The sequence below is a fragment of the Streptomyces sp. S07_1.15 genome, from assembly GCF_020739505.1.
In the GTDB taxonomy this organism is placed as follows: domain Bacteria; phylum Actinomycetota; class Actinomycetes; order Streptomycetales; family Streptomycetaceae; genus Streptomyces; species Streptomyces xinghaiensis.
The window spans coordinates 1,175,330-1,196,072 of sequence record NZ_JAJBZK010000001.1 but is presented as its reverse complement, the minus strand read 5'-3'; the positions used below and the strand labels follow the sequence as shown (position 1 = coordinate 1,196,072).

Below are 20,743 nucleotides of genomic sequence, written 5' to 3'. Positions count from 1 at the left end.
GCGGTGGCGGGGCACGTCCGATGTCGGGTGGATCTCACAGCTCCGGCCGCGGACGGCCGCCGGCGAATGTCACGAACGCCGACCACGCCCCGGTGGAGACGCCGAGTACGGGGCCCTGTCTGTTCTTCGAATCCCGTATGCGGACGGTGGCCGGGGTGGCCTACGCGCTCGGGGCGGCCCGTGTATACGCCTCGGAACTGCCCGCCCGGCGTCCAGGTGTGCGCGCCCGAGGGACGAAGGGGCAGTCCACGGGCCCGGTGTCAACCTGGCCTGTCGCGCCGCACGTCATGACGGTTGCGCGGGGGGCGACCCCCGGCCGTCCCGGACGCCAGGCAGACAGCCTCCGGCGAACGGCAGAACGACCTGACGTACGACACCGAACGAGGTACAGCGCATGAATCGCTCGCTCAAGCGAGTGCTGGTGACAGCCGCCGCGACCGGAGCCCTGACGGCGGCCCTTCCCCTGAGCACCGCCATGGCGATCAATCAGACGGGCTGCGGGGACCGGACGGATCTCGTCAAGATCACCTACAACAACGGATCCTCGAGCGTCTGCTTCGCCAACGCGGGTGCCGTCAACGTCCACTACAGCGGCGTGATCCGGGTGACGTCGGGCAACAACCGCCTCCGGTTCGTCTCCAACGGCGAGACCCACAGCATGGAGAAGTGGGCCTCCAAGAGGATCGTCGACGGTACGCCGCACACGATCACGCGGCTGCGGATCCTCTGATCCGGCTGCCGCTCCGGCAGTGACAGCCCGTTGGGGGGGGCGGGGTCCGCGATCAGTTCCGCGGGTCCTGCCCCGCCGCGTTGCGGCACACGGCCGCACGGGCCGGCCGGTGCGGGCTACGGGCCCAGCACCTTGGTGGCAAAAGCCGTCAGCCGGGCCGTGATGCGCTCGGGTGGCATGCCCTGCCGGCCGATGAGGTATTCGACGAGGTCGGCGCGGGTGGCGGCCAGCAGGGCGTGTGCGGTGAAGTCGCTGTCGTCGTCGGTGGCGTCGGGCAGCCGGTTGAGGGTGTCCTTCAGGACGGTGTGCCACCAGGTGTAGTGGTCGCCCGGGTAAGGGCTGTTGCCGCCGTCCTCCTCCAGGGCCAGTGCGAGATGCCGGTGGTCGGTCTTGAACCGCAGGATGGCCACGAGCAGCGCCGGCACGCGCTCCCGGGGAGGCGTCGAGGGGCCGAGCGGAGCCGGTCCGGCCTCCACGGCGTGGCGCAGGGGTTCGACGCGCGCCGCGAACAGGGCCCGGATCAGGCCGGAGCGATCTCCGAAGCGGCGGAAGAGGGTGCCCTTCCCCACGCCGGCCGCCGCTGCGATGTCGTCCATCGAGACGCCGCGGGGGCTCTCGCTGCGGCTGAAGAGTTCGTCGGCCGCCGTCAGGACGGCCTCACGGTTGCGCAGGGCGTCTGCGCGTTCCTTGCGCGGGGTCACCGGGTCACGGCCTCTCCTTGCCAAAGCGGACCGGCGGTCCGTATATTCAGTGAAGCGGACCGCCGGTCCGTATTCTAGAGGACGGGACTTCCCATGACTCCATCCCTGACGCCTGCGGACCTGTACCGCCACAGTCTCACCCTGCTGCTGGAGAAGGACATCGACGGCCGGCTCGCCCTCTCCGACGAGCACATCGTGGCCGAGTTCCCCTATGCCCCGGACGGCTTCCCCGCGAAGCTGGAGGGCGGCGCGGCCCTCGCCGCCTCCAGGCGCGGCCACCCCGAGTACGTCGACCTCCGCGAGACCCCCCGGCCGGAGGTCCACGCAACCCGCGAGCCGGGCACCATCGTCGCCGAATGGCGCGGTACCGGCCGGATGGTGTCCTCCGGCGCCGCCTACGACATGCCGTACGTCGCCGTGGCGAAGGTCCGCGACGGCCGCATGACGCACGACCGCGACTACGGGAACCCGGCGGCGATCCCGGGCTCCCCGGGCGACGCGGCGTTCCTCCCGGCCGGGCCGGGGGAGACGCGATGAGCGCCGACCGCGCTGTCTTGGTCACCGGAGCCACCGGCAACACGGGCAGCCGCGTCCTGTCCCAACTCGCCCCGTACGGGCGGCCGGTGAGAGCCGCGGCCCGCCACGCCACCGCGGAAGCCCTCGAAAGCGGCCGAGCCGTCCGCTTCGACTGGTACGACCCCGCCACCCACGACGGCGCCCTGCACGGCGTGGACCGCGCCTATCTCGTCCCACCCGTGGGCGACCCGGACCCGGGCGCCGTCATGCTGCCCTTCCTGGAGCGGGCCCGCGCGGCCGGCGTGCGCCGCGTCGTCCTGCTCAGCTCCTCGGCCATCCCCGCCGGAGGGCCGGGCGCCGGCCGGGTGCACACGGCGCTTCCCGGCATCTTCGAGGAGTGGGCCGTCCTGCGACCGTCCTGGTTCATGCAGAACTTCACCGGCCGGCACCCGCACGCGGACAGCATCAGACGTCACGGCGTCATCATGACCGCCACCGGGACGGGCCGGGTCGGCTTCATCGACGCCGACGACATCGCGGCGGTCGCCGTACGCGCCCTCACGGACGACACCGTGCCCACCACCGACCTGCTGCTCACCGGCCCCGAGGCGCTGAGCTACGCCGACATCGCGGCCGTCCTCGGCGAGGTCACGGGCAGGACCGTCACCCACCGGCCGATCACCCCCGACCGGATGCGCGAGCGCCTGGCGGCCCTCATGCCCGAGGAGTTCGCCGCTCTGCTGGCCGGTATGGACGCGGCCATCGCCGGCGGGTCCGAGGACCGCACCACGGACACCGTCGAACGTGTCACGGGCCGCCCGCCCCGCGGCTTCCGGGCGTTCGCCGAGCAGCACCTGGGCTGAAGCGGCCGCTGCCGCCGCGGCAGGGGGAGTTCACGGTGGTGGGCCGGATCCGGCGGAGCTGCTGTCCCGTCAGGGCCCGTGCGTCGGCGGACACGCGCCGGAAGGGATATCGGAACACCACGGCGGGGACCTGCCCCCTGCCCTGCCGCCGGGCGATCCGCCGGGGCATCTGTCCGTGGACCGTCAAGTGCGGCACCATGCGGGGGTGCCGGACCCCCGACCCCGGAGCCGGCCCCCCGACCCCCACAGGGAGGCAGTGAAAGTGAAGAGGCCCGTACTGTTCGGCACGGCCGCGTCCGTACTCGCTCTGGTGACGCTCCTCGGAACACAGGGCGCCGCGACCGCCGCCCCGTTCCCGGCACCCGCTTCCGCACCCGGACCCGCCTCCGCGCCGGCTGTGGAGTCCGGCGCCGCCGTCACCAAGATCACCCACGCCCAGGCCACCGCGCGGCTCTCCGCCGCCGGGATCTCCTGGCGGTCGAGCGGCAACTGCAGCGACCGCAACAACCCGACCTGCACCTCCTTCGAACAGGTCAACCTGGCGACGATCCAGGGCGCCGAGACCCTCAAGTCGGCGAGCGGCTGCGCCGTGACGATCACGGGCGGCACGGAGACCGGCCACGCCTCGGGCACGTACAGCCACTGGAACGGCTACAAGCTCGACTTCAACCCGACCACCTGCCTGTCCGGCTACATCACCGGCACCTTCACCTACATCGGGGAGCGCGCCGACGGCGCCGCCCAGTACAAGGCCGCCTCGGGCAACATCTACGCCCGGGAGAGCAACCACTGGGACGTCACCTTCTACAGCTGCGGCGGCTGCTGAACGACCGCGGACCAGGAGGCGCGCGGCCCGGCGGGCGGTCCCACCGGGCGGTCCCACCGGGCCGCACACCTCTACGGCTCTACGGCCGCGAGGCGTCGGCCCCTGCCGGGTGCTCCGCGGCGGCGGATGGCTGACGAGCACGGGGCCGCCTGTTTCCGCGCGTGCCGAGCCGACCGGCCGGGCGCGCGCGTTACTCGTCGAGCCGGCCGGCCGGGTCCTCGCCGTTCAGGGCCTGCTGGGCGCGCTCGCTGATCACGCCGGTGAGGTCCTTGACGAGAGAAGCGCCGAGGTCGCCCCCGCGGATGCCGGACACGTCGACGACCACCAGCGCGGTGCCGACCCGCACCTGCACCAGCGCGCCCGGTCCTCCGGAGCCGGCGGTGCCGAGGCGGGCATTCCTCTCGTCCCCGGGCTTGCCGACATCGAGCTTCCGGGCGCCCGGGCCGCCCGCCCTGCGGTAGTGGCCCTTCCAGAGGACGTCGTACGCCGTGGCGGCGGTCTGCTCGTCCCGGTAGGCGGTGATCCGGTAGCCGACGAGCGTTTTCCGGTCGTCGCCGCTCCGGAACTGTACGAGACCGAAGGAGCGGGAGCCCTCGCACCCTCGGAAGCCCTCGGTGGGACACGCCCGGTGCTTGTACTGCGCCCGGTCCTCCAGGACGAGTGGCTCGCCGAACTCCTGCCAGCCCGGAAGGGCCTCACGGTCCGGGAGTACCGCCTGTATGTCGTCGCCGGTCAGGGCCCGGGCCTCGTTCCCGTCGGCACTGACACCACAGGCCGTCAGCAGCAGCACTGAGCCGGCTGCCCACGCCAGCCGGATCCCTGCGTGCCGCCCGGGGCCGAGGATGGGCGGGCCGGTGGAGACCACTTCGTGGTAGGTCGGCATGCTGTCATTCCCCCGTCGGCGCAGCCTTGTCCCCCGTGCGGGGCCGCTGGGCGTGGCCGATCTCGCGGCCGCCGCCGGTGGCCCGGCCCCGCACGAAACTACCCGTTCGGCCTTCTCAACTCCACCGCGGGCCACGGGACTCGGGCCCGGAGCCGCCCGGTCCGGAAGCCCTGCGTTCACTCACTCGGGTGAACGCGGCCTCTGTGGAACGCCGCCGGGCGCCCTGGCCGCGAGGGTGGAACTCGCCCCGTGCGCAAGGGAGATGAGTGGCCGGTGGCTCCGGCAGCCGCCGTCGCCGCCCCGTTGTCACCGGTCTGCGGGTCGCGGCCGTGCACGGACGAACCGGGTGGGAAGAGGGGGAGGCGCATGCAGCAGTTGTACGTCGTCGGGTTCGAGGTGTCAGAGGTGTCAGGGGCGTCAGGGGCGTCAGGGGCGTCAGAGGTGCCGCCGGCGGAGGCCCGCGGCGGGCCCGGGGTCTTCGAGCGCCTGCTGACGCATATGGAACAGCATGTCGAGCCGAGGACGACGGGTCTGACCGGTGCCGCGCTGATGGCTGCGAAGGGATCGGTCGACATCGCGGCGCTGTGGCAGGGCCGCCCCGACCAGCGGGTGAGCTGGAGCCCCGTCACCGTGGCGGCGGACGTCCGGGCGCTGCGGATGGAGATCGAGCAGGACCTGCCCGGGGGAGGAGGCCGGTTCCTCTGCCGGCTGACGGCCTCCCAGTACGGGGAAACCACCGGTTTCCGCGTGGTGATGGGACGGAAGAACGAGGGGCTGCTCGCGCCGGCCCGGGTGGAGGATCTGAAACCGCCCCGGGCGCTCAAGGCGGTCATGAGAGACGGCTCGCTCCGCTGCACGGACGGGGGCGACCGGATCACGGCCGTCGTGCTGCCGGCGCTCACCGCGCAGATCCCGGTCGTCCGCGCGCAGCTCCGGGATCCCGGGCGCCGTCTCCCGGTGCTCGTCGTCTCCTCGGTCCGCACCGTGGGGCCGCCCGCGGACTTCGCCCGGAAGGCCGCCTCCCGCCTCGCCGGTCTGGCCCATGTGGTGGTCGTCTCCGGCTGGCTGGCCTTCCACGCCTTCAACTCGGACGTCGGCCCGCATCTGCTGCCGCTCGACGGCGCCCGGCTGTACTGGCCCGGTATGGAGGCACGCCCGCCGTGGTGGGAGGCGGGCGACCTCCACGGTGATCACGACGCCCTTCTGGGCAGGCTCACCCGTCTCCTCTCCCCGCTCAGCGTGGTGGCCCGGGGGCGGGACAGGCTCTGGGACTCCGTCCGCGCGGCGGAGACCGACGCCCTGCTCGACGATCTCGCGGACACCGAGAGCGAACAGGTCGGCGGTCTGCTGAAGGCCCTGGACGACGAGCGGGCGCAGTCGGTCGAACTCCTGGTGCGGAACGAGGAACTGGAGAATCAGGTCGCCCGGCTGCAGATCGAGATCGCCAACCTCACCGCGCAGTTGGGAGCGCTGTCCACGCCCGCCGCCGAGCCCGAGGAGGTACGGGAACGGCCGCCGGGCGAGCCGAGGGACTTCGGATCCGACTGGGCGCGGTGGACCGAGGTGTCCGGTGGGGCACTGGTGTTCACCGCCAACGCGAAGGACGAATGGAGCCGGTGTGCGTATCCGTATCCCGACCGCATGTGGGAGGCGCTGGAGACCCTGGCCGAGCTGGCCAGGGAATGGCGGACGCGGCGGGGGAGCCTGGGCCGCTCCCTGGTGTCCTGGATCGGTGACCGGACCCCCCTGATGTACGCGCCCCTGGACGAAGGGCTCCGCAGGGCGCGGCTCCACGAGTTCACGTTCGAGGGGAGGAGGAAGCCCTACGACCGGCAGCCGCACATCAAGCTGGACGACCACACCACCCCCGACCGTGTCGGTCGCATCTACTTCGCGATCGACAGCGAGTCGTACCGGTGGATCGTCGACCATGTGGGACTGAAGCTCTATGGCCGATAGCGGCCCCCGGTGGGGAGGGCGGGTGGTGGGTCCGGCGGACGGCCGGGGGGCGGGGCGCGGTCAGGCGTAGCCCTTGCGGGTCTTGGTGCAGCGGAGGTTCTTGCCGCGCTTCGTGGTGCAGAGCTGGAGCCACACCGGGGTGCCCTCCTTGATGCGCAGATCCTTCTCGTCGGTGGAGTTCCTGCCCCCGCCGGCGTAGACGGAGGCACGGCGGGAGCCCCAGGTCAGATAGGCGCGGGCGCCGTAGCCGTCGGCCTTGTAGTCGGAGACCACCAGCTTCTCGCGGAAGTGGTAGAAGTACGCGCCCGCGCGGTGGGTGCGGAACGACACCGTCCGGCCCCGCGCCGCCCGAGTGCTCTGCGGGTTCCGCGAGGCCTCCGCGCCTTGCGGGTTCTGCGTGGCCCGGGTCGCCTGTGCGTCCCGGGGGCTCCGGGAGTCCTCCGGGGCGGCGGGCAGGGCCGACGCGGTGCCCGCCGTCAGGGCGAGGGCGGTCAGGGCGGCGGCGCCGGTCAGGGCCGCCCGGCGGAGGCCGGTGCTGTGGCACATGCCGTGCGTGCGGTACATCAGTGCTCCTTCTGGTCGCTTTCGCGCAAGATGGTGCACTGTGTCCGCCCGGTGGGCCGTGGGTGCGGCCGGTGACACGGGGCCGGTAACTCGGTTGGGGGAACGGGGCCTTGGGGCCGGGCGGTGGTGGACGCCGTCCGGCCCCGGCCCCGCGCCTACTTCAGATACGGCCCGTCGGTGCCGACCTTGCCGGGGGCCGCGTTCGTGCCACCGAGGTCCAGGACGTAGACGCGCAGATTGCCCTTCCCGGGCGCGCCGACCGCCAGTTCCCCGTCGGTGACCTGCCGCGAGTCGCCGGTGACGGCGTCGGTGTACGTGCCGTTCGGGATGCCACTGAAGGTGGCCCCGTCCGTGACCGTGACCAGCGCGAAGCTGTCCGTGCCGCCGCCGGTGTACCGGCGCTTGTACGCCATGCCGCCGCTGACGCCCTCGGTGGAGTACTGGCCCGTCTGCAGGGCGGGGACGGCCCGGCGGATCAGGTTGAGGCGCCGCACATGCCGGGCGAGCGGCTGGGCGAGGGTGTCCGCGACCTCTCCGCTCGCCGATTCCACCGTGCCGAAGCCGGACGCCTTCACCTCGCCGGCCAGATGGCCGCCGAAGTACGCGCGGCCGGTGTCCGCCAGCGGACAGGACGGGCCGCAGTCGATCTTCTCGCCCTTCCTGAACTCGATCTCCGAGCCGTAGTAGAGCGTCGGGATGCCGCGGAAGGTCCACATCAGCGACATGTTCTCGGCCCAGGCGTCGGTGCCGCCCGCGTAGCGGTCGCTGCTCTTGTTGGGGCCGTAGTCGTGGCTGTCGACGTAGACGACGTTGTACGTGGCGTCGTTGTAACTGTCGTCGGAGTCCTTGCCGTTGTGGAAGGCGTTGCGGGCGTCACCGAAGTTCATGTGCATGCGCATGTCGATGACGTTCATGCCGGAGAACCGGCTGTGGTCCGGGGTGCGGTATGTGTTGCCGTCGAGGAAGGCGTTCTGTGACGTCGGCTGGTTCGACGGTCCCTGCGCCTGCTCCCAGTCGTACATCTCCAGGGCCGCCGCGGCGTCGTCCGCGCTGTACTCCTTGCGCTCCTTCCAGGTGTAGAACTGCGCCGAGTGGTTGACCGAGCCGCGGTTCCACTTGTCGTTGACGAACGCGGCCACCTCGCCGAAGACGAAGAAGTTGCGGGCCGCCCCGGCGCCGTGCTTCGCCGTCACCCGCTCCTGGATGGCGGGGAGGAAGCGGCGGTTCCAGGTGGTGCGGGGGATGTGCACGGCGGTGTCGACGCGGAAGCCGTCCACGCCCATGTCGATGTACTTGTCGTAGGCGCCGATCAGGTAGTTCTGCACCTGCGCGTTCTCGGTGTTGAAGTCGGCGAGGTCGTCGTGCAGCCAGCAGGAGCGGGAGTCCTCGCCCTCCCAGTTCCCGATCCAGCAGTTGTGGTAGTACGTCTTCGGGAACATGCCCGAAGTCGGGCTCGGCCACTGGCAGTCGTAGAGCCTGTAGCCCTCGGGGGAGGTGCCGCCGGTCGGCTTGCCCCAGTTGAGGCAGGTGTTGCCGGAGGGCTCCGCGGTGGACCACAGGTCGCCGTTGTAGTACGACTTCCCGGACTTCGGCTCGACGGTCAGGCCGTCATACGCGAAGCCGTCGTTCGGCTCGTCGTAGTACCAGCTCCAGTCGGTGTCGCGGACTCCGTAAACGGTCGGGGTGAACAGGCCCTTGGCGCCCCAGCGAGAGCTGTGGTTGTACACGACATCCTGGTAGATCTTCATGCCCTTGGCGTGGGCCGCGTCGATCAGGTCCTGGTACGAGGCCCCGGCGGACTCCAGGCGGGGGTCGACCCGGTGGAAGTCCCAGCCGTGGTAGCCGTGGTAGTCGTAGTCGGAGCGGTTCAGCACCACCGGGGTGATCCATACGGCGGAGAAGCCGAGCCCCTTGATGTAGTCGAGCTTGTCGACGAGGCCTTTGAAGTCGCCCCGGAACATGGGGTCGTCGTGGGCCGCGTTGCCGGACTTCTCGTGTTGGCTGCCGCCCCGGTTGTTCGCCGGGTCGCCGTCGTTGAAGCGGGCCGTGAGGACGAAGTAGATCGGGTCCTTGCGCGGATCGGTGCCCAGCGGCTGCCCGGTGGCGGGGGCCGTAGGCTTCGCGCCGGTGGTGGCGGCGGCCGGGGACGAGGCGGCGGAGACGTTGCCGGCCGCGTCCGCGGCCCGGACGGTGTAGGAGTACGCGGTCTGCTCCTCGAGGTCCGTATCGGAGAAGACGGTGGAGCCGGTGTCGGCGACGAGGGTGCCTCTGCTGCCGCCGGTGCGGGTCACCTGGTAGCGGGTGACCGCGCGGTCGTCGGTGGACGGCTCCCAGGTGAGGACGACCGAGGTGCCGTCGGCGCCGGCGGTGACGCCGGACGGGGCCGTGGGCGCCTCGGTGTCCGGGGCCTCGGCGGCGCACGGGTCCTCGGCGCCGCCCGTGACGGTGCCGTTCTCGACGGTGCTGCGGCCGGACGGGATGGTGTAGTCGGCGCCGTCGTTGTTGTCCCAGATGCCGTTGCCGTTGTTGAAGGCGGCCCGCAGCTTCGTGGCGCCGCCGAGATCGACGGACTTGCGCATCCATCCGGTGCAGGCCGGTTCCATGCCGACGCCCGGGACGGTGGTCCAGGCGCCTCCGTCCGGCTGGTAGTGGAGGTTCGCCGTGGTCCAGCCGACGGTGGAGGTGGCGTAGTAGACGGTGGCGGTGCCGGCCGTGCCGCCGGTGTCCTCGGCGCCACCGCTGCCGCTGTCGTCGCCGGGTACCGGTTCCGGATCCGGGCCCGTGCCGGCGCACGGGTCGCTGTGGGCCACCGTCCCGTCCTTGACCGTGATGGCGCCGGTGCCCAGGTCGTAGTCCTCGCCCGCGTTGTTGTCCCAGGTGCCGGAACCGTCGGTGAAGGCGGCCCGGAGGCCGGAGGCGCCGCCCAGGTCGACGGTCTTCTTGACCCAGTCCGTACAGGCTTCCTCCATTGCCTCACCCGGGGCGGTCGTCCAGGAGCCGCCGTCCGGGGCGTAATGGAGGTGGTACGCCTGCCAGTTCCTGGTCCTGGTGGAGTAGAAGACCGTCGCGGTGTTCTCCTCCGTGTTGGTGGTGGCGCCGGTTGTCGTGGAGGTGGCCGAGGACGGCGCGCGGGCCGGGGTGTTCCCGGTCGCCGGGGTGGCGGCGAGGAGGGCGGGCAGCACGGAGGCCGCCGCGACTGCCGCGAGGGCGCGCGTGAGCGGCCGGTGCGGGGTGGGTTTCATGCGTGCTCCAGGGGGCGGAGGGCTGCCGCGGCCCGGGGTGGCCGCGGTCGACCGACTGACGGGCACGGACGCCGAGGGGTGCGGCGTCCGCGCGACTTCGCCGGGAATCCCTGACGCGCCTCCGGGTTCTGGCGAGCACTGCTCGACGGCCCGCAGCGCGATGGAAGTTGCTGCAAGCCGTTGCAATGAGATTGCCCGTACATGACACGCACGTCAACAGCCGTGCCGCACACGGGCCTTGGCAGACCGTCATCGTGCCCAGACGGCAGATGCCGGGCCGGAGCGAGCCGGGACGGCGGGACGGGCGGGAGAGGGCAGAAGGGTCGGCACCCCCGGCACCCGATGCTGCCCACGCGCCCATGGGCCCGGTGGCGCGCCCTGGTGGAGGATCTTCCGCATCCGTGGATCCCGTCCGCCGGGGAGGGCCCTCCCCGGCGGACTCGCGGTGGTGCCGCCGGCCCGCCGCCGACCGTTCCAGTCCACTGCGTCCCGCGCGCTCCGCGCGCCGCGATGAGGAGTTCCGCATGCACGAGGAAAGCCCGGCCGGGAAGGCCGTTCCGTCGTCCGAGGACGTCGGCCGGCTCTACGACGAGAACACGGACGTCGTCGACGGCGCGGCGGGCGGCAACATCCACTCCGGATACTGGGAGAGCGACGACGACCGCAGCTCCCTGGACGAGGCGACGGACCGGCTCACCGACCTGGTCACCGGCCGACTCGCCGTGGAACCGGGGCAGCGGCTGCTCGACATCGGATGCGGCACGGGCAGCCCCGCGTTACGCGTCGCCGCCCGCGACGAGGCGAAGGTGGTCGGGATCTCCGTCAGCCAGGAGGAGATCGCGCTCGCCCGGGCCCGGGCGGCGGAGTCCGGGCTCACCGGCCGGGTGTCGTTCCAGTACGCGGACGCCATGGCGCTGCCGGTCGGGACGGAACCCTTCGCGGCGGAGTCCTTCGACGGGGCATGGGCGATCGAGTCGCTGATGCACATGTCCGACCGGGCCGGGGCCCTCGCCGGCGCCGCCCGGACGCTGCGGCCCGGCGGGCGGCTGGTGGTCGCCGACGTGCTGCTGCGGCGGCCGGTCCACGGGGAGACCGCGGAGTTCGTCGAGCAGATGTGCCAGGCGTTCCAGGCCCCCGGGCTGCCCGGGCCGGACGAGTACCAGGACGCCGTGCGGCGGGCCGGGCTGGAACTGCTGGAGTTCACGGACATCGGGGAGAACGTCCGCCGCACCTACCGGGCCTTCGCGCGGATCCTGGCGGAAGCCGACGGCCACGGGGGCCACGGCGGGGACGGCGGGACGGGAGGAGACGGCGGGACGGGAGGGAATGGCGGGAACGGCGGGGAAGCCGCGGAGGACGACGGAAACGAGTTCCTCGGCTCCGCGGACGCCCTGCCCCGGTTCGGGGACCTGCCGGAGATCGGCTACGTCCTGCTCGTCGCGCGGCGGCCGTTGACCTGAGCACGGCCCCGGCGGGGCCCGGCGGCTCGGTGGGCGTTCCTGCCCCCTTCTCTTCCCGGGGAGGGAGAGAAGGGGGCGGAGCCGGAGGAGCCGGAGGAGCCGGAGGGGAACTCAGGTGACGAACAGTCCCGCGGCCCTCATCTCGCCGACCGAGCGGTCGAAGCTCCGCAGCACGCTCGCCACGTCCTCGTCCGTGTGGGCGGCGGAGATCAGGAACGCGTGCAGTTCCGGCAGGTAGACGCCGTACATCCGCATCCAGTACGCGAGGGCTGTGGTGGCGCGGAAGTTGACGCCGTGGAGGCTGTCCCGGAAGTACGGCAAATCCTTGTGGGTGAAGGCGAGGGAGAAGACGGAGTGGCGGGCCCTCAGCCGCATCGGCACGCCGTGCTCCTCCGCGACCGCCCGCATGCCGTCGGCCAGCAGCTCCGTCCGGCGTTCCAGGTCCGCGTAGACACCCGGGTTGTCCCGCAGATGGGTCAGGGCCGCGAGGCCCGTGCTGCAGGACAGGTGGTTGCCGCTCATCGTGCCGCCCAGGAAGCCGCGTTCCTCGGCGTCGCGGAACGGATCGCCGGTCGTGCGGCCGTACTCGATCATCTCCGCCGTGCCCACCAGCGCGCCGCACGGCAGCCCGCCGCCGATGATCTTCCCGAGCACGGTGAGGTCCGGGGTGATGCCGGTGAGCGTCTGCACCCCGCCGTACGCCACCCGGAAACCGGAGACCACCTCGTCGAACACCAGGGGAATGTCCAGTTCGGTGCAGAGCGCGCGGAGCGCGGCCAGATAGTTCCGGTCGATGCCGCCCGCCGTCGTCGGCAGCGGTTCGACCAGCACCCCGGCCACGTCGGAGGCGTTGCGGCGCAGGATGTCCAGGCTGCGCGGGTGGCCGAACTGGAGGACGAGGGTGTCGCGGACCGCCCCGCCGGGTGTGCCCGGGCAGCCGGCGACCGCCTCCGGCGCGTCCCTCGGCCCCGCCACCCGGAACCAGGAGCTCACCATCGCCTGGTCCGAGAAGCCGTGGAAGTGCCCCTCGAACTTGGCGATCCGGCGCGCCCCCGGGCGGCGCACCCGGCACAGCCGGATGGCGTGCAGAGCGGACTCCGTACCGGAGTTCGAGAACACCGCCCGGTCCGCGCCCGGGAAGGCGTCGGTCAGGAGTTCGGCCAGGGCCACCTCGGGCTCGTGGCCGAGCGCGTTGATGTTGCAGGTGGCGGCCGCCGAGCGCAGCGCCTCCCGGACCACGGGGTGGCCGCGGCCCAGGACGGCCGGTCCGCCACCGCCTCCCAGGTCGATGTACTCGTTGCCGTCGAGGTCGGTCAGCCGCGCCCCGCTGCCCCCGGCGATGAACAGGGGGTACGCGCTGGGGAAGAAGTAGCGGTCGAGATGGGTCGGGGCCACCAGGGACCGCCGGGCGCGGTCGCGCATCGCGAGCGACTTGGGCGTGGCCACCGCGAAGTAGGCGTCGAAGCGCTCCTTGACCGCGCCGCTGAGGGAGGTCGAGTAGCGGTCGGCGAAGCGGCGCGTGTTCTCCCAGATGTCGAGCTCCGGGTCGATCTGGGCCATGAAGCCCTCGCAGGAGAGCATCGCCAGCTCGCCCTTGGTGTAGGCGGCCGTGTACGAGACGCCGTGGCGGCGCAGCACCTCGCTGACGTCGCGGAAGAAGTCCGTGCCCGACCAGCGGCCGGAGGCCGTCTCGAAATGGTGGACGAAGACCTCCTTGAGGGCGGTGGTGTAGGACTCGTCGGCCAGCAGGGCCTCCGCGGGGGCCGCCGCTTCGGTCCGCGCCTTCCCTCTCGTCCTTCTCCGCTTCTTCGGGCGGGCGTCCGTCTCCACGAAGTACTCCGTGAAGCGGCGGACCGCCAGATCCCAGCGGTGGTGGATCGCCGCGTTGTTGAAGGAGACCAGCCCCCATTTCTCGGCCTCGGTGTAGTAGGCGGTGATGCCGAAGTCGATCAGGGTGAAGCGGCCGTCGCGGGTGAGGAGGATGTTGCCCGGATGCATGTCGCCGTGGCAGGTGCCGTCGAGGTACAGCATCGTCAGCAGGATGTCCTGGAGCCGGCGGGCGAGCTCCCTCGGCGGGACGTCCACCTCTGCGAAATCGCTGCCCCTGATCCCCTCCACGTACTCCATGACCAGCACCCGGTCGGTGGAGAGCTCCGGGTGGGAGCGGGGGACGCGGACGAAGGGATGGCCCGCGAAATTCTCGGCGACGGCCGTCATGTTGGCGCGTTCGGTCTCCATGCTGAGCTGCTCGGCGAGCAGCCGGCCGATCTCGGCGACGCGCTGCGGCATCCGCAGCGTGCGGATCGGCGGCAGCAGGGCGTGGGCGGTCCGGACGAGGCCGCGGAGCAGCGCCAGGTGCAGCCGCATGGAGGCCGGCACGCCGCGCTTGACCACCTTGACCGCGACGCGGGTCCCGGTGCCGTCCCCGTTTCCGGACCTTTTTCCGGACCTGTTTCCGGCCTTCCGCGCCTCCGTCCCGCCGTCGCCGTCCCTGAGCGTCGCGTGGTGCACCTGGGCGATGGAGGCGCTCGCGACCGGGACGGGGTCGAAGGAGGCGAAGACCTGGCCGAGCGGTTTGCCGTACTCCTTCTCCAGGGTCCGTACGACGCGCCGCGGGCCCATCGCGCGCCCGTTGTCCCGCAGGACGCGCAACTCCTCGACGGCTCCCGGCGGGAGGAGGTCGGAGCGGGTGGAGAGGATCTGCCCGAACTTGACGTACATCGGGCCGAGGAGGGTGCAGAGACGGCGGAGGCGGCGGCCGAGTCGGCGGCCCTCGGTGGCGGATGCCGCGGGGGTGCCGGTGGGCGGGTGTGTGCCGGTGCCGCTGCCGGTCCCGCTGCCCGGGCCGGGGGCGGAGCCGGTTTCGGTGGTGGTCATGAGGCGCTCCGCGGGTCCGCGGCCGGGCCGGGCCGGCCGTCCTGTGCCTCGCCGCCGCCGCCGCCGTCGCCGTCGCCGCCGTCCCGTCCCTCACCGCCGTCGTGCGCCGGGGGAGTGCCGCCGGCGGCGCCGGACCGCGGCCGGACCTCCAGGTGGACGCCGCCGCCCGGGTGCAGGGTGGTCAGCGGCCGCGGCCGGACGGGCGGTTGGCCCGGCGGCAGCGTGAAGCGGTAGCGCTGGGCGATGGCCAGCAGCACAAGGTGCAGCTCCACCAGCGCGAAGTGCTGCCCGATGCAGATGCGTTCCCCCGCGCCGAACGGCATGTACGCGTGCCGGTTCCGGTCCTTCGACCGCTCGGGGGTGAAGCGGTCCGGGTCGAAGACGTCCGGGTCCTCCCAGTACTCGGGGCGGCGGTGCAGGATGTAGCTGTTGATATAGATGTTCGACCCGGCCGGGATGCGGTGGCCGCCGAGCACGTCCTCCTCGCGGGCCCGCCGCATGAACTGCCAGGCGGGCGAGTACATGCGCAGTGTCTCCTCGACGACCCTGCGGGCATACGGGGTGCGGCGCAGATCGTCCATGCCGGGCGGCCGGCCGTCCAGCACCGTGTCGATCTCCTCGTGCAGCCGGGCCTCGATGTCCGGGCGTTCCGCGAGGACCTGGAAGGCCCAGGCCATGGCGTTGGTGGTCGTCTCATAGGCGCCGACGACGATGTTGAGCACCTCGTGGTGCAGCTGTTCGAAGTCCATGCCGCCGCCGTCCTCCTCGTCGACGGCGTTCATCAGCAGGTGCAGCAGATCGATGCCGTGGCCGGCTTTCCCGGCGCCGGCGTCCGGGCCCGCGGAGTTCGCCGCGTTCGCGGGGGTGCTGCTGCGTTCGATGAAGGCGGACACGCAGTCGTCCATGCGCCGGATCGCCCGGCGCAGCCGCCGGTGCGCCGGGGTCGGCACGGAGAGCGGGGGGAACGGGAAGCGGAAGAAGCGGCCCAGGATGTCGTTGGTCTCGGTGAAGGCCTCGGCGAAGCGGCGTGCCGTCTCGCCGACCTGGGCGCTGAACAGCGTGCGGGTGACGATGTGCAGGGTCAGCTCGCTGAACTCCGCGCTGAGGTCCGCCACCTGACCCGGGCGGTACCGGTCCCCCCAGCGGTCGAGCATGCTGTTCGTCTCGTCCGTCATGCCGTCGGCGAACCGGGCCACCACGGCAGGGCGGAACGCGGGCTGCATCATGCGGCGCTGGCGCATGTAGAGCTCACCGCCGGGGTTGGTGATGAGCCCGTTGCGCAGCACCGGACGGACGAGCTTGTAGAGCAGCACCTCCTTGTCGTACTTGTGCCGGCTGCCGACGAGCACCTGGTGGATGTGGTCCGGGTTGTTCAGGACGATGACGGGCATCCCGAACAGCCGGAACCGGAAGATGTCCCCGTACTCCGCCGCGGCCCGCTCCAGGAAGCCGATCTGGTCGCTGCTGAAGCGGGGGCGGCTGCCGTCGGGGCCCTTCACCGGGCGGGCGACGGGTATGGCGCGGTAAGCGCCCGGTTCGTCCGCCGCGGCGGTGGCCGGGGCCCGTGACGATTGCGGGCCGGTGGCCGCGGCGGGGTCGGGGGCGGGCTGCGGGGAGGGACGTGGGGAGGGACGTGGGGGCAAGGCCACTCACCCTTTCTGTCGGTGGGAGGCGGGGCGGGGTGCGGGGTGGCGGGAACGACGGAGTGGGCTTGACGGGGCGGTGACGGCCGGCCCCCGGGGGAGGGGGCGGCGGTCGGCGGCAGGGCCGGGGCGGGGACGCCGGGGTGGGGCGCCTGCGCGGGGCGGAGGGACCGGGGCGGCCCTCCGGCCCGGCCTAGGAGGAGCGGTCGGTGAGGCGGCCGGTGAGTTCCCGCAGACCGGCGAGGCCCGTTGCGGACAGCTCCAGCGGGCGCAGGCTCTCCCAGGCCGCCTCCCGCCACCGTTCCGCCTTGGCCAGGGTCCAGTCGCGGCCTCCGGCCGCCTCCACCAGTTCGGCGGCGAGCGCGAGTTCGTCCTCGCCGAGCGGGCCCGGGCGTGCGTAGAGCTCCGCCAGCCGGCGGCCCGGTGCCCTGCCGGAGGCCAGGGCGGCGACCACCGGCGCACTCCGCTTGCGGGCCCGCAGATCGGAGAGAGCCGGTTTGCCGGTGCTGCCGGGGCGTCCCCAGATGCCGAGGACGTCGTCCTGGAGCTGGAACGCCAGTCCGAGCCGGGACCCGAACTGCTCGAACGCCTCCTGCGCGGCGGGCGGCGCGCCCGCGTAGGCCGCGCCCGCCCGGCAGGCGAAGCCCAGCAGCGCACCCGTCTTGGCCTCCAGCGTGCGCAGGCATTCCTCGGTACTGATCTTCCGAACGGCCCCGGCCGCCGTGTCCTCCGTCCCCGGGGCTCCGGGGGTGCCGGGAGGCGTGCTTCCCGTCGCGGGCGGGAGCGACGCGGCCAGCAGGTCGCGGCCCTGGCCGAGGCACAACTGCCGCAGGGCGCGGGCGAGATCGCCGGTCACATCGGTGCCGCCGGGCGCCGGGTGCGAGGAGAGCACCTCGAACGCGAGGGCCAGCAGACCGTCACCGGCGAGGATGGCCAGCGGGGTGCCGAAGCGCACCCAGGCGGCGGGCCGGTGGCGCCGCACGCGGTCGCCGTCCATCACATCGTCGTGCAACAGCGTGAAGTTGTGGACGAGTTCGGCGGCGAGCGCGGCCGGTAACGCCTCCTTGGGCTCCGCCCCGGCAGCGGCGGCGGTGGCCAGCGCGAGAGCGGGACGCACGAGCTTGCCGCCCCCGGAACGCCCGGAGGAGTCCCCGCCCTCCGGGGCGCGGCCCTCCGGGCCCGGTGCCGCCCCGGGCGGGGCCGGCGCGCCGTCCGCGTCGCACAGCCCCATCTGGTACCCGCACAGCGTGGCCAGGTCCGGGCCGAGCCGGGCGATCCAGTCCAGGAGGGCGGGCGGAACGGTCTCACGGGCGAGGGCGACGGCCAACGGCGGGGCAAGCGGGGCGGGCGGGGCCGGAGGGGGCGGGGGAGCGGTTCCGCCCGAGGCCGTGTCCGTACCGGCGTCCGTGTCCGCGCCGGCGGCGGTGTCCGCGCCGGGGGTGGCGACCGCGGCAGGGCCGGCGGCCGGGTCCGTGGGGCCAACCGGGCCCGGCTCCCCGGGCGGTGTCCCCCGGGTCTCCGTCCGGGCGCCGGTCCGGCCGGTCATCACGTTCCCCCTTCGGTGCCCGCCGGCGCGAGGGTCGCCTCCAGATAGGCCGGGAGACCGCCCCGTTCCCGCTCCCGGTAGCGCAGGGTCGCCCGTGACCAGTCGAGATTGCCGCGCATCCACGACTCCATGCCCGCCAGGTAGGTGGTGAGGGCGGCCCGGTGCTCCGGGTGGGCCGCCAGCAGCCGTTCCCGGTGGACCAGATAGCGGCGTGTCTCGGCGGAGATGGCGGCGGCCGTGTGCTCCAGCGCCTCCCGCAGGGTCAGGCGCCGGGCGTGCGCCACGACCCGCACCAGGTTGTGGTACTCGCCCAGCGCCATCTCCTTGCCCAGGGAGTACCAGTCGTTCGTCCACACGACCACGTCACTGGAGGCCCGCAGGGCCGCCTGGAAGGGCTCACCGGCGTGGACGGCCTCGGGGAGGCCGAGGTCCCCGACGATGTCGATGAGGTCCATGCACACATAGATCGCCCCGGTGTGGCGCCGCTGCTCGATGTACTCGGTCTCGCCCGGCACGACCCCCGCGATACGGTTCTCCGCCTCCCAGCAGGCGGCCTCCAGACAGGCCGCGAGATGGCCGGTGAAACGGCGCCGCCAGGCGGGGGTGGCGCGGCTCGCGGTGCGGTGCCACAGATCGCGCAGCGCCCACGCCAGCGGCGGCTCGCCCGGCGGCCGTTCGCCCTCGGCCGGCCCCTCCTGGTCCAGGACCCGGAGCAGGCCGTCCATCGCCCGCCGGGCGCTGTCGATGTCGCGGCCCACCCGCCCGTCGTCCAGCTGGTCGTCGACGAGGAAGAGCCAGCCGAACCAGTCGGCGACCAGATCCAGGCGGGCCCGGTCGGCCGTCGGGTACGTCCGGGCGGCGAACTGCGCGAACCCGGCGCGGCCGAAGCGTTCGCGCGCCACGGTGCCCCGGACCACCTCGAACCGGGCCACCCACGCGTCCAGATGGGCTTCGGCGTGCTCCGCGTGAGGGCTCATCTCCGAGGGGAACGGGCAGTGGATGTCCGGCTGGTGGGCCGTTCCGGACCAGGGCCCGGATCCAGACCCGGATCCGGACCCGGAGCCGTTCTCCGGCCCGTGGACGGCGTCCGCGCCGGCCTCCGCACTCGCGTCCGCGCCCGTCCCCGCCCGCGTCTCCTGCTGTGGGGATCCGTTCACCGGGGATGCACCTCCAGGGGGACGCCGCCCTCGGGATGGAGGGTGATCAGCGGCTGCGGGCGCACCGGCGGCTGTCCGGGCGGCAGCCGGAAACGGTGCCGCCGCACGAGGGTGAGCAGCACCAGGTGGAGCTCCGTCAGGGCGAAGTGCTGGCCGATACAGATGCGTTCACCGCCGCCGAACGGCATATAGGCGTGCCGGGGACGGCCCGCGGAGCGCTCGGGGCTGAACCGGCCGGGGTCGAAGGACTCCGGGTCGTCCCACAGCTGCGGATGCCGGTGCAGCACATAGCTGTTGAGATAGATGTTCGACCGGGCGGGGATGTGGAAGCCGCCGATGCGGTCCTCCGTCCGCGCCCGGCGCATGAACTGCCAGGCGGGCGAGTACAGCCGTAACGTCTCCTCCACCACCGAACGCGCGTACGGGGTGCGGGCCATGTCCTCGAAGCGCGGCACCCGGCCGCCGAGCACGGCGTCCGCCTCCTCGTGCAGCTTCCGCTCGACCTCCGGGTGCGCGGCGAGCAGATAGAAGATCCAGGAGAGGGCGTTGGTGGTCGTCTCGTAGGCGCCGACCACCAGGTTCAGCACCTCGTGGTGGAGCTGCTCCGGCTCCATCCCCCGGCCGTCACCGTCCTCGTCCACCGCGTTCATCAGCAGGGTGAGCAGATCGACCTCGTCCCCCGGGGCGGCCGTGCGCCGCTGGACGAAGGAGGCGACGAAGGCGTCCATCCGGTCGATGGCCCGGCGCAGCCGCCGGTGGGCCGGGGTGGGCACGGTCAGCGGCGGGAACGGGAACTTGAAGAACCGGCCCAGCAGCGCGTTCGCCTCGGTGAACGCCTCCGCGAAGTCCCGCGCCGCGCGGCCGACCCGGGCGCTGAACAGCGAACGGTTGACGATCCGCAGCGCCAGCTCGCCGAACTCCTCGTGGACGTTCACCACCGCGCCCGGCGCGTACTGCCGCTCCCAGCGCTCCAGCATCGCGGTCGTCTCGTCGGTCATGTTCTCGGCGAACTTGGCGACGATCACCGGCCGGAACGAGGGCTGCATCAGCCGGCGCTGGCGCTGCCACAGCTCGCCGCCGGGGTTGCCGATCAGGCCGTCCCGCAGCACCGGGCGGACCAGGCGGTAGAGCAGCGCGTCCTTGTCGTATTTCGTGCGCTGCTCGACGAGCACCCGGTAGATGTGGTCCGGGTGGTTCAGCATGATCATGGGGATGCCGAAGAGGCGGAACCGCACGATGTCGCCGTGGGTCCGGGCCGCCCACTGCAGGAAGCCGAGCTGGTCGCGGCGGAAGCTGACGCCTCCCCGCAGCCGCTCCGCGAGCCCCACGGCCGGGACCGGGACGGGGGGACCGGCGTCCCGGGCCCCGCTGTCCGGTGACAGATCCAAGGTCATACGATCCTCGCCTTCACGTGCTGTGCGCGTCTTCGGGACTGTGCGGTGAGCGTGAGGTGGTGGGGGTCGAGGGGTCGAGGGGTCGGGGGTACGAGGCGGGCCGGTGCGTCGGGCCGGCGGGGCACCGCGGAAGCACGCCGCGGAATGGGCCACACCCTGCCGCTTCCGCGCACGCCGATGACAGCGGACCGGCTCAAGAGAGGACAAAGAGGCAGACGTGCGGGCAGGCGGAGCGGCCCGGTCGGGACACACCGCCGAGACGCCGGGAGAGCGCTCTCAGGCCGTCCGGAAGGGGTGACGGGCGGCAGCGCCGGCGCACCTCCGGGGAAGGGAGCGCGGCCGGGGACGGGTGCGCGGCCGGGGATGAGGAGCACGGCGGAGG

The 20,743-nt window shown here is 72.8% G+C and carries 16 protein-coding genes; 6 read left to right on the top strand and 10 right to left on the bottom strand.

What is annotated here, in order from left to right; translation table 11 throughout:
* Positions 1-34: 34 nt before the first annotated feature.
* On the bottom strand, positions 35-139 hold the full coding sequence (locus LIX60_RS05135; RefSeq protein ID WP_227962627.1) for a DUF397 domain-containing protein: 105 nt from the start codon (positions 137-139) through the stop codon (positions 35-37).
* 255 nt (positions 140-394) lie between these two features.
* On the opposite strand from LIX60_RS05135, the gene LIX60_RS05130 reads away from it, so the two are divergent.
* Positions 395-730: a beta/gamma crystallin domain-containing protein gene (locus LIX60_RS05130; protein ID WP_227957394.1), complete on the top strand. Its 336-nt coding sequence runs from the start codon at positions 395-397 to the stop codon at positions 728-730.
* A gap of 116 nt (positions 731-846) precedes the next feature.
* Here the strand turns inward: LIX60_RS05130 and LIX60_RS05125 are convergent, their stop codons facing one another.
* A complete protein-coding gene (locus LIX60_RS05125) occupies positions 847-1,431 on the bottom strand; it encodes a TetR/AcrR family transcriptional regulator (protein WP_227957393.1) in 585 nt (194 codons plus the stop codon).
* Between the two features lie 93 nt (positions 1,432-1,524).
* Here LIX60_RS05125 and LIX60_RS05120 point away from each other — a divergent pair, with 93 nt between their 5' ends.
* From LIX60_RS05120 to LIX60_RS05110, 3 genes are all read left to right on the top strand, one after another.
* Positions 1,525-1,968, top strand: coding sequence for a nuclear transport factor 2 family protein (locus LIX60_RS05120; RefSeq protein WP_227957392.1), 444 nt, complete (start codon positions 1,525-1,527; stop codon positions 1,966-1,968).
* Positions 1,965-2,810, top strand: coding sequence for an NAD(P)H-binding protein (locus LIX60_RS05115; RefSeq protein WP_227957391.1), 846 nt, complete (start codon positions 1,965-1,967; stop codon positions 2,808-2,810). Before LIX60_RS05120 ends, LIX60_RS05115 begins: the two co-directional genes overlap by 4 nt.
* Before the next feature lie 310 nt (positions 2,811-3,120).
* A complete protein-coding gene (locus tag LIX60_RS05110) occupies positions 3,121-3,636 on the top strand; it encodes a hypothetical protein (RefSeq protein WP_374117960.1) in 516 nt (171 codons plus the stop codon).
* A 190-nt stretch (positions 3,637-3,826) separates the two neighbouring features.
* Here LIX60_RS05110 and LIX60_RS05105 read toward each other — a convergent pair whose 3' ends face one another.
* The gene (locus tag LIX60_RS05105) at positions 3,827-4,519 is read right to left on the bottom strand and encodes a hypothetical protein (RefSeq protein WP_227957390.1); all 693 of its coding nucleotides are present in this window, start codon (positions 4,517-4,519) and stop codon (positions 3,827-3,829) included.
* 498 nt (positions 4,520-5,017) lie between these two features.
* Between LIX60_RS05105 and LIX60_RS05100 the strand changes: the two genes are divergently transcribed.
* Positions 5,018-6,478 carry a hypothetical protein gene (locus LIX60_RS05100; protein WP_227957389.1) on the top strand — a complete coding sequence of 487 codons (1,461 nt, stop codon included), beginning with the start codon at positions 5,018-5,020 and terminating at the stop codon, positions 6,476-6,478.
* 60 nt (positions 6,479-6,538) lie between these two features.
* Here the strand turns inward: LIX60_RS05100 and LIX60_RS05095 are convergent, their stop codons facing one another.
* Positions 6,539-7,042, bottom strand: coding sequence for a hypothetical protein (locus LIX60_RS05095; RefSeq protein ID WP_227957388.1), 504 nt, complete (start codon positions 7,040-7,042; stop codon positions 6,539-6,541).
* A 155-nt stretch (positions 7,043-7,197) separates the two neighbouring features.
* Positions 7,198-10,284 carry a carbohydrate binding domain-containing protein gene (locus LIX60_RS05090; RefSeq protein WP_227957387.1) on the bottom strand — a complete coding sequence of 1,029 codons (3,087 nt, stop codon included), beginning with the start codon at positions 10,282-10,284 and terminating at the stop codon, positions 7,198-7,200.
* 524 nt (positions 10,285-10,808) lie between these two features.
* Here LIX60_RS05090 and LIX60_RS05085 point away from each other — a divergent pair.
* A complete protein-coding gene (locus tag LIX60_RS05085; protein WP_227957386.1) occupies positions 10,809-11,744 on the top strand; it encodes a cyclopropane-fatty-acyl-phospholipid synthase family protein in 936 nt (311 codons plus the stop codon).
* A gap of 111 nt (positions 11,745-11,855) precedes the next feature.
* Here LIX60_RS05085 and LIX60_RS05080 read toward each other — a convergent pair whose 3' ends face one another.
* From LIX60_RS05080 to LIX60_RS05060, 5 genes are all read right to left on the bottom strand, one after another.
* The gene (locus LIX60_RS05080; RefSeq protein ID WP_227957385.1) at positions 11,856-14,621 is read right to left on the bottom strand and encodes an aminotransferase class III-fold pyridoxal phosphate-dependent enzyme; all 2,766 of its coding nucleotides are present in this window, start codon (positions 14,619-14,621) and stop codon (positions 11,856-11,858) included.
* Positions 14,618-16,264, bottom strand: a complete 1,647-nt coding sequence (locus LIX60_RS05075) for a cytochrome P450 (RefSeq protein WP_227957384.1) — start codon at positions 16,262-16,264, stop codon at positions 14,618-14,620. Before LIX60_RS05075 ends, LIX60_RS05080 begins: the two co-directional genes overlap by 4 nt.
* Positions 16,265-16,457: 193 nt before the next feature.
* Positions 16,458-17,810, bottom strand: coding sequence for a polyprenyl synthetase family protein (locus tag LIX60_RS05070; RefSeq protein ID WP_227957383.1), 1,353 nt, complete (start codon positions 17,808-17,810; stop codon positions 16,458-16,460).
* Complete coding sequence (locus LIX60_RS05065; RefSeq protein WP_227957382.1) at positions 17,810-18,787, bottom strand: terpene cyclase; 978 nt, start codon at positions 18,785-18,787, stop codon at positions 17,810-17,812. Before LIX60_RS05065 ends, LIX60_RS05070 begins: the two co-directional genes overlap by 1 nt.
* 176 nt (positions 18,788-18,963) lie before the next feature.
* A complete protein-coding gene (locus tag LIX60_RS05060) occupies positions 18,964-20,361 on the bottom strand; it encodes a cytochrome P450 (RefSeq protein WP_227957381.1) in 1,398 nt (465 codons plus the stop codon).
* Positions 20,362-20,743: the final 382 nt, after the last annotated feature.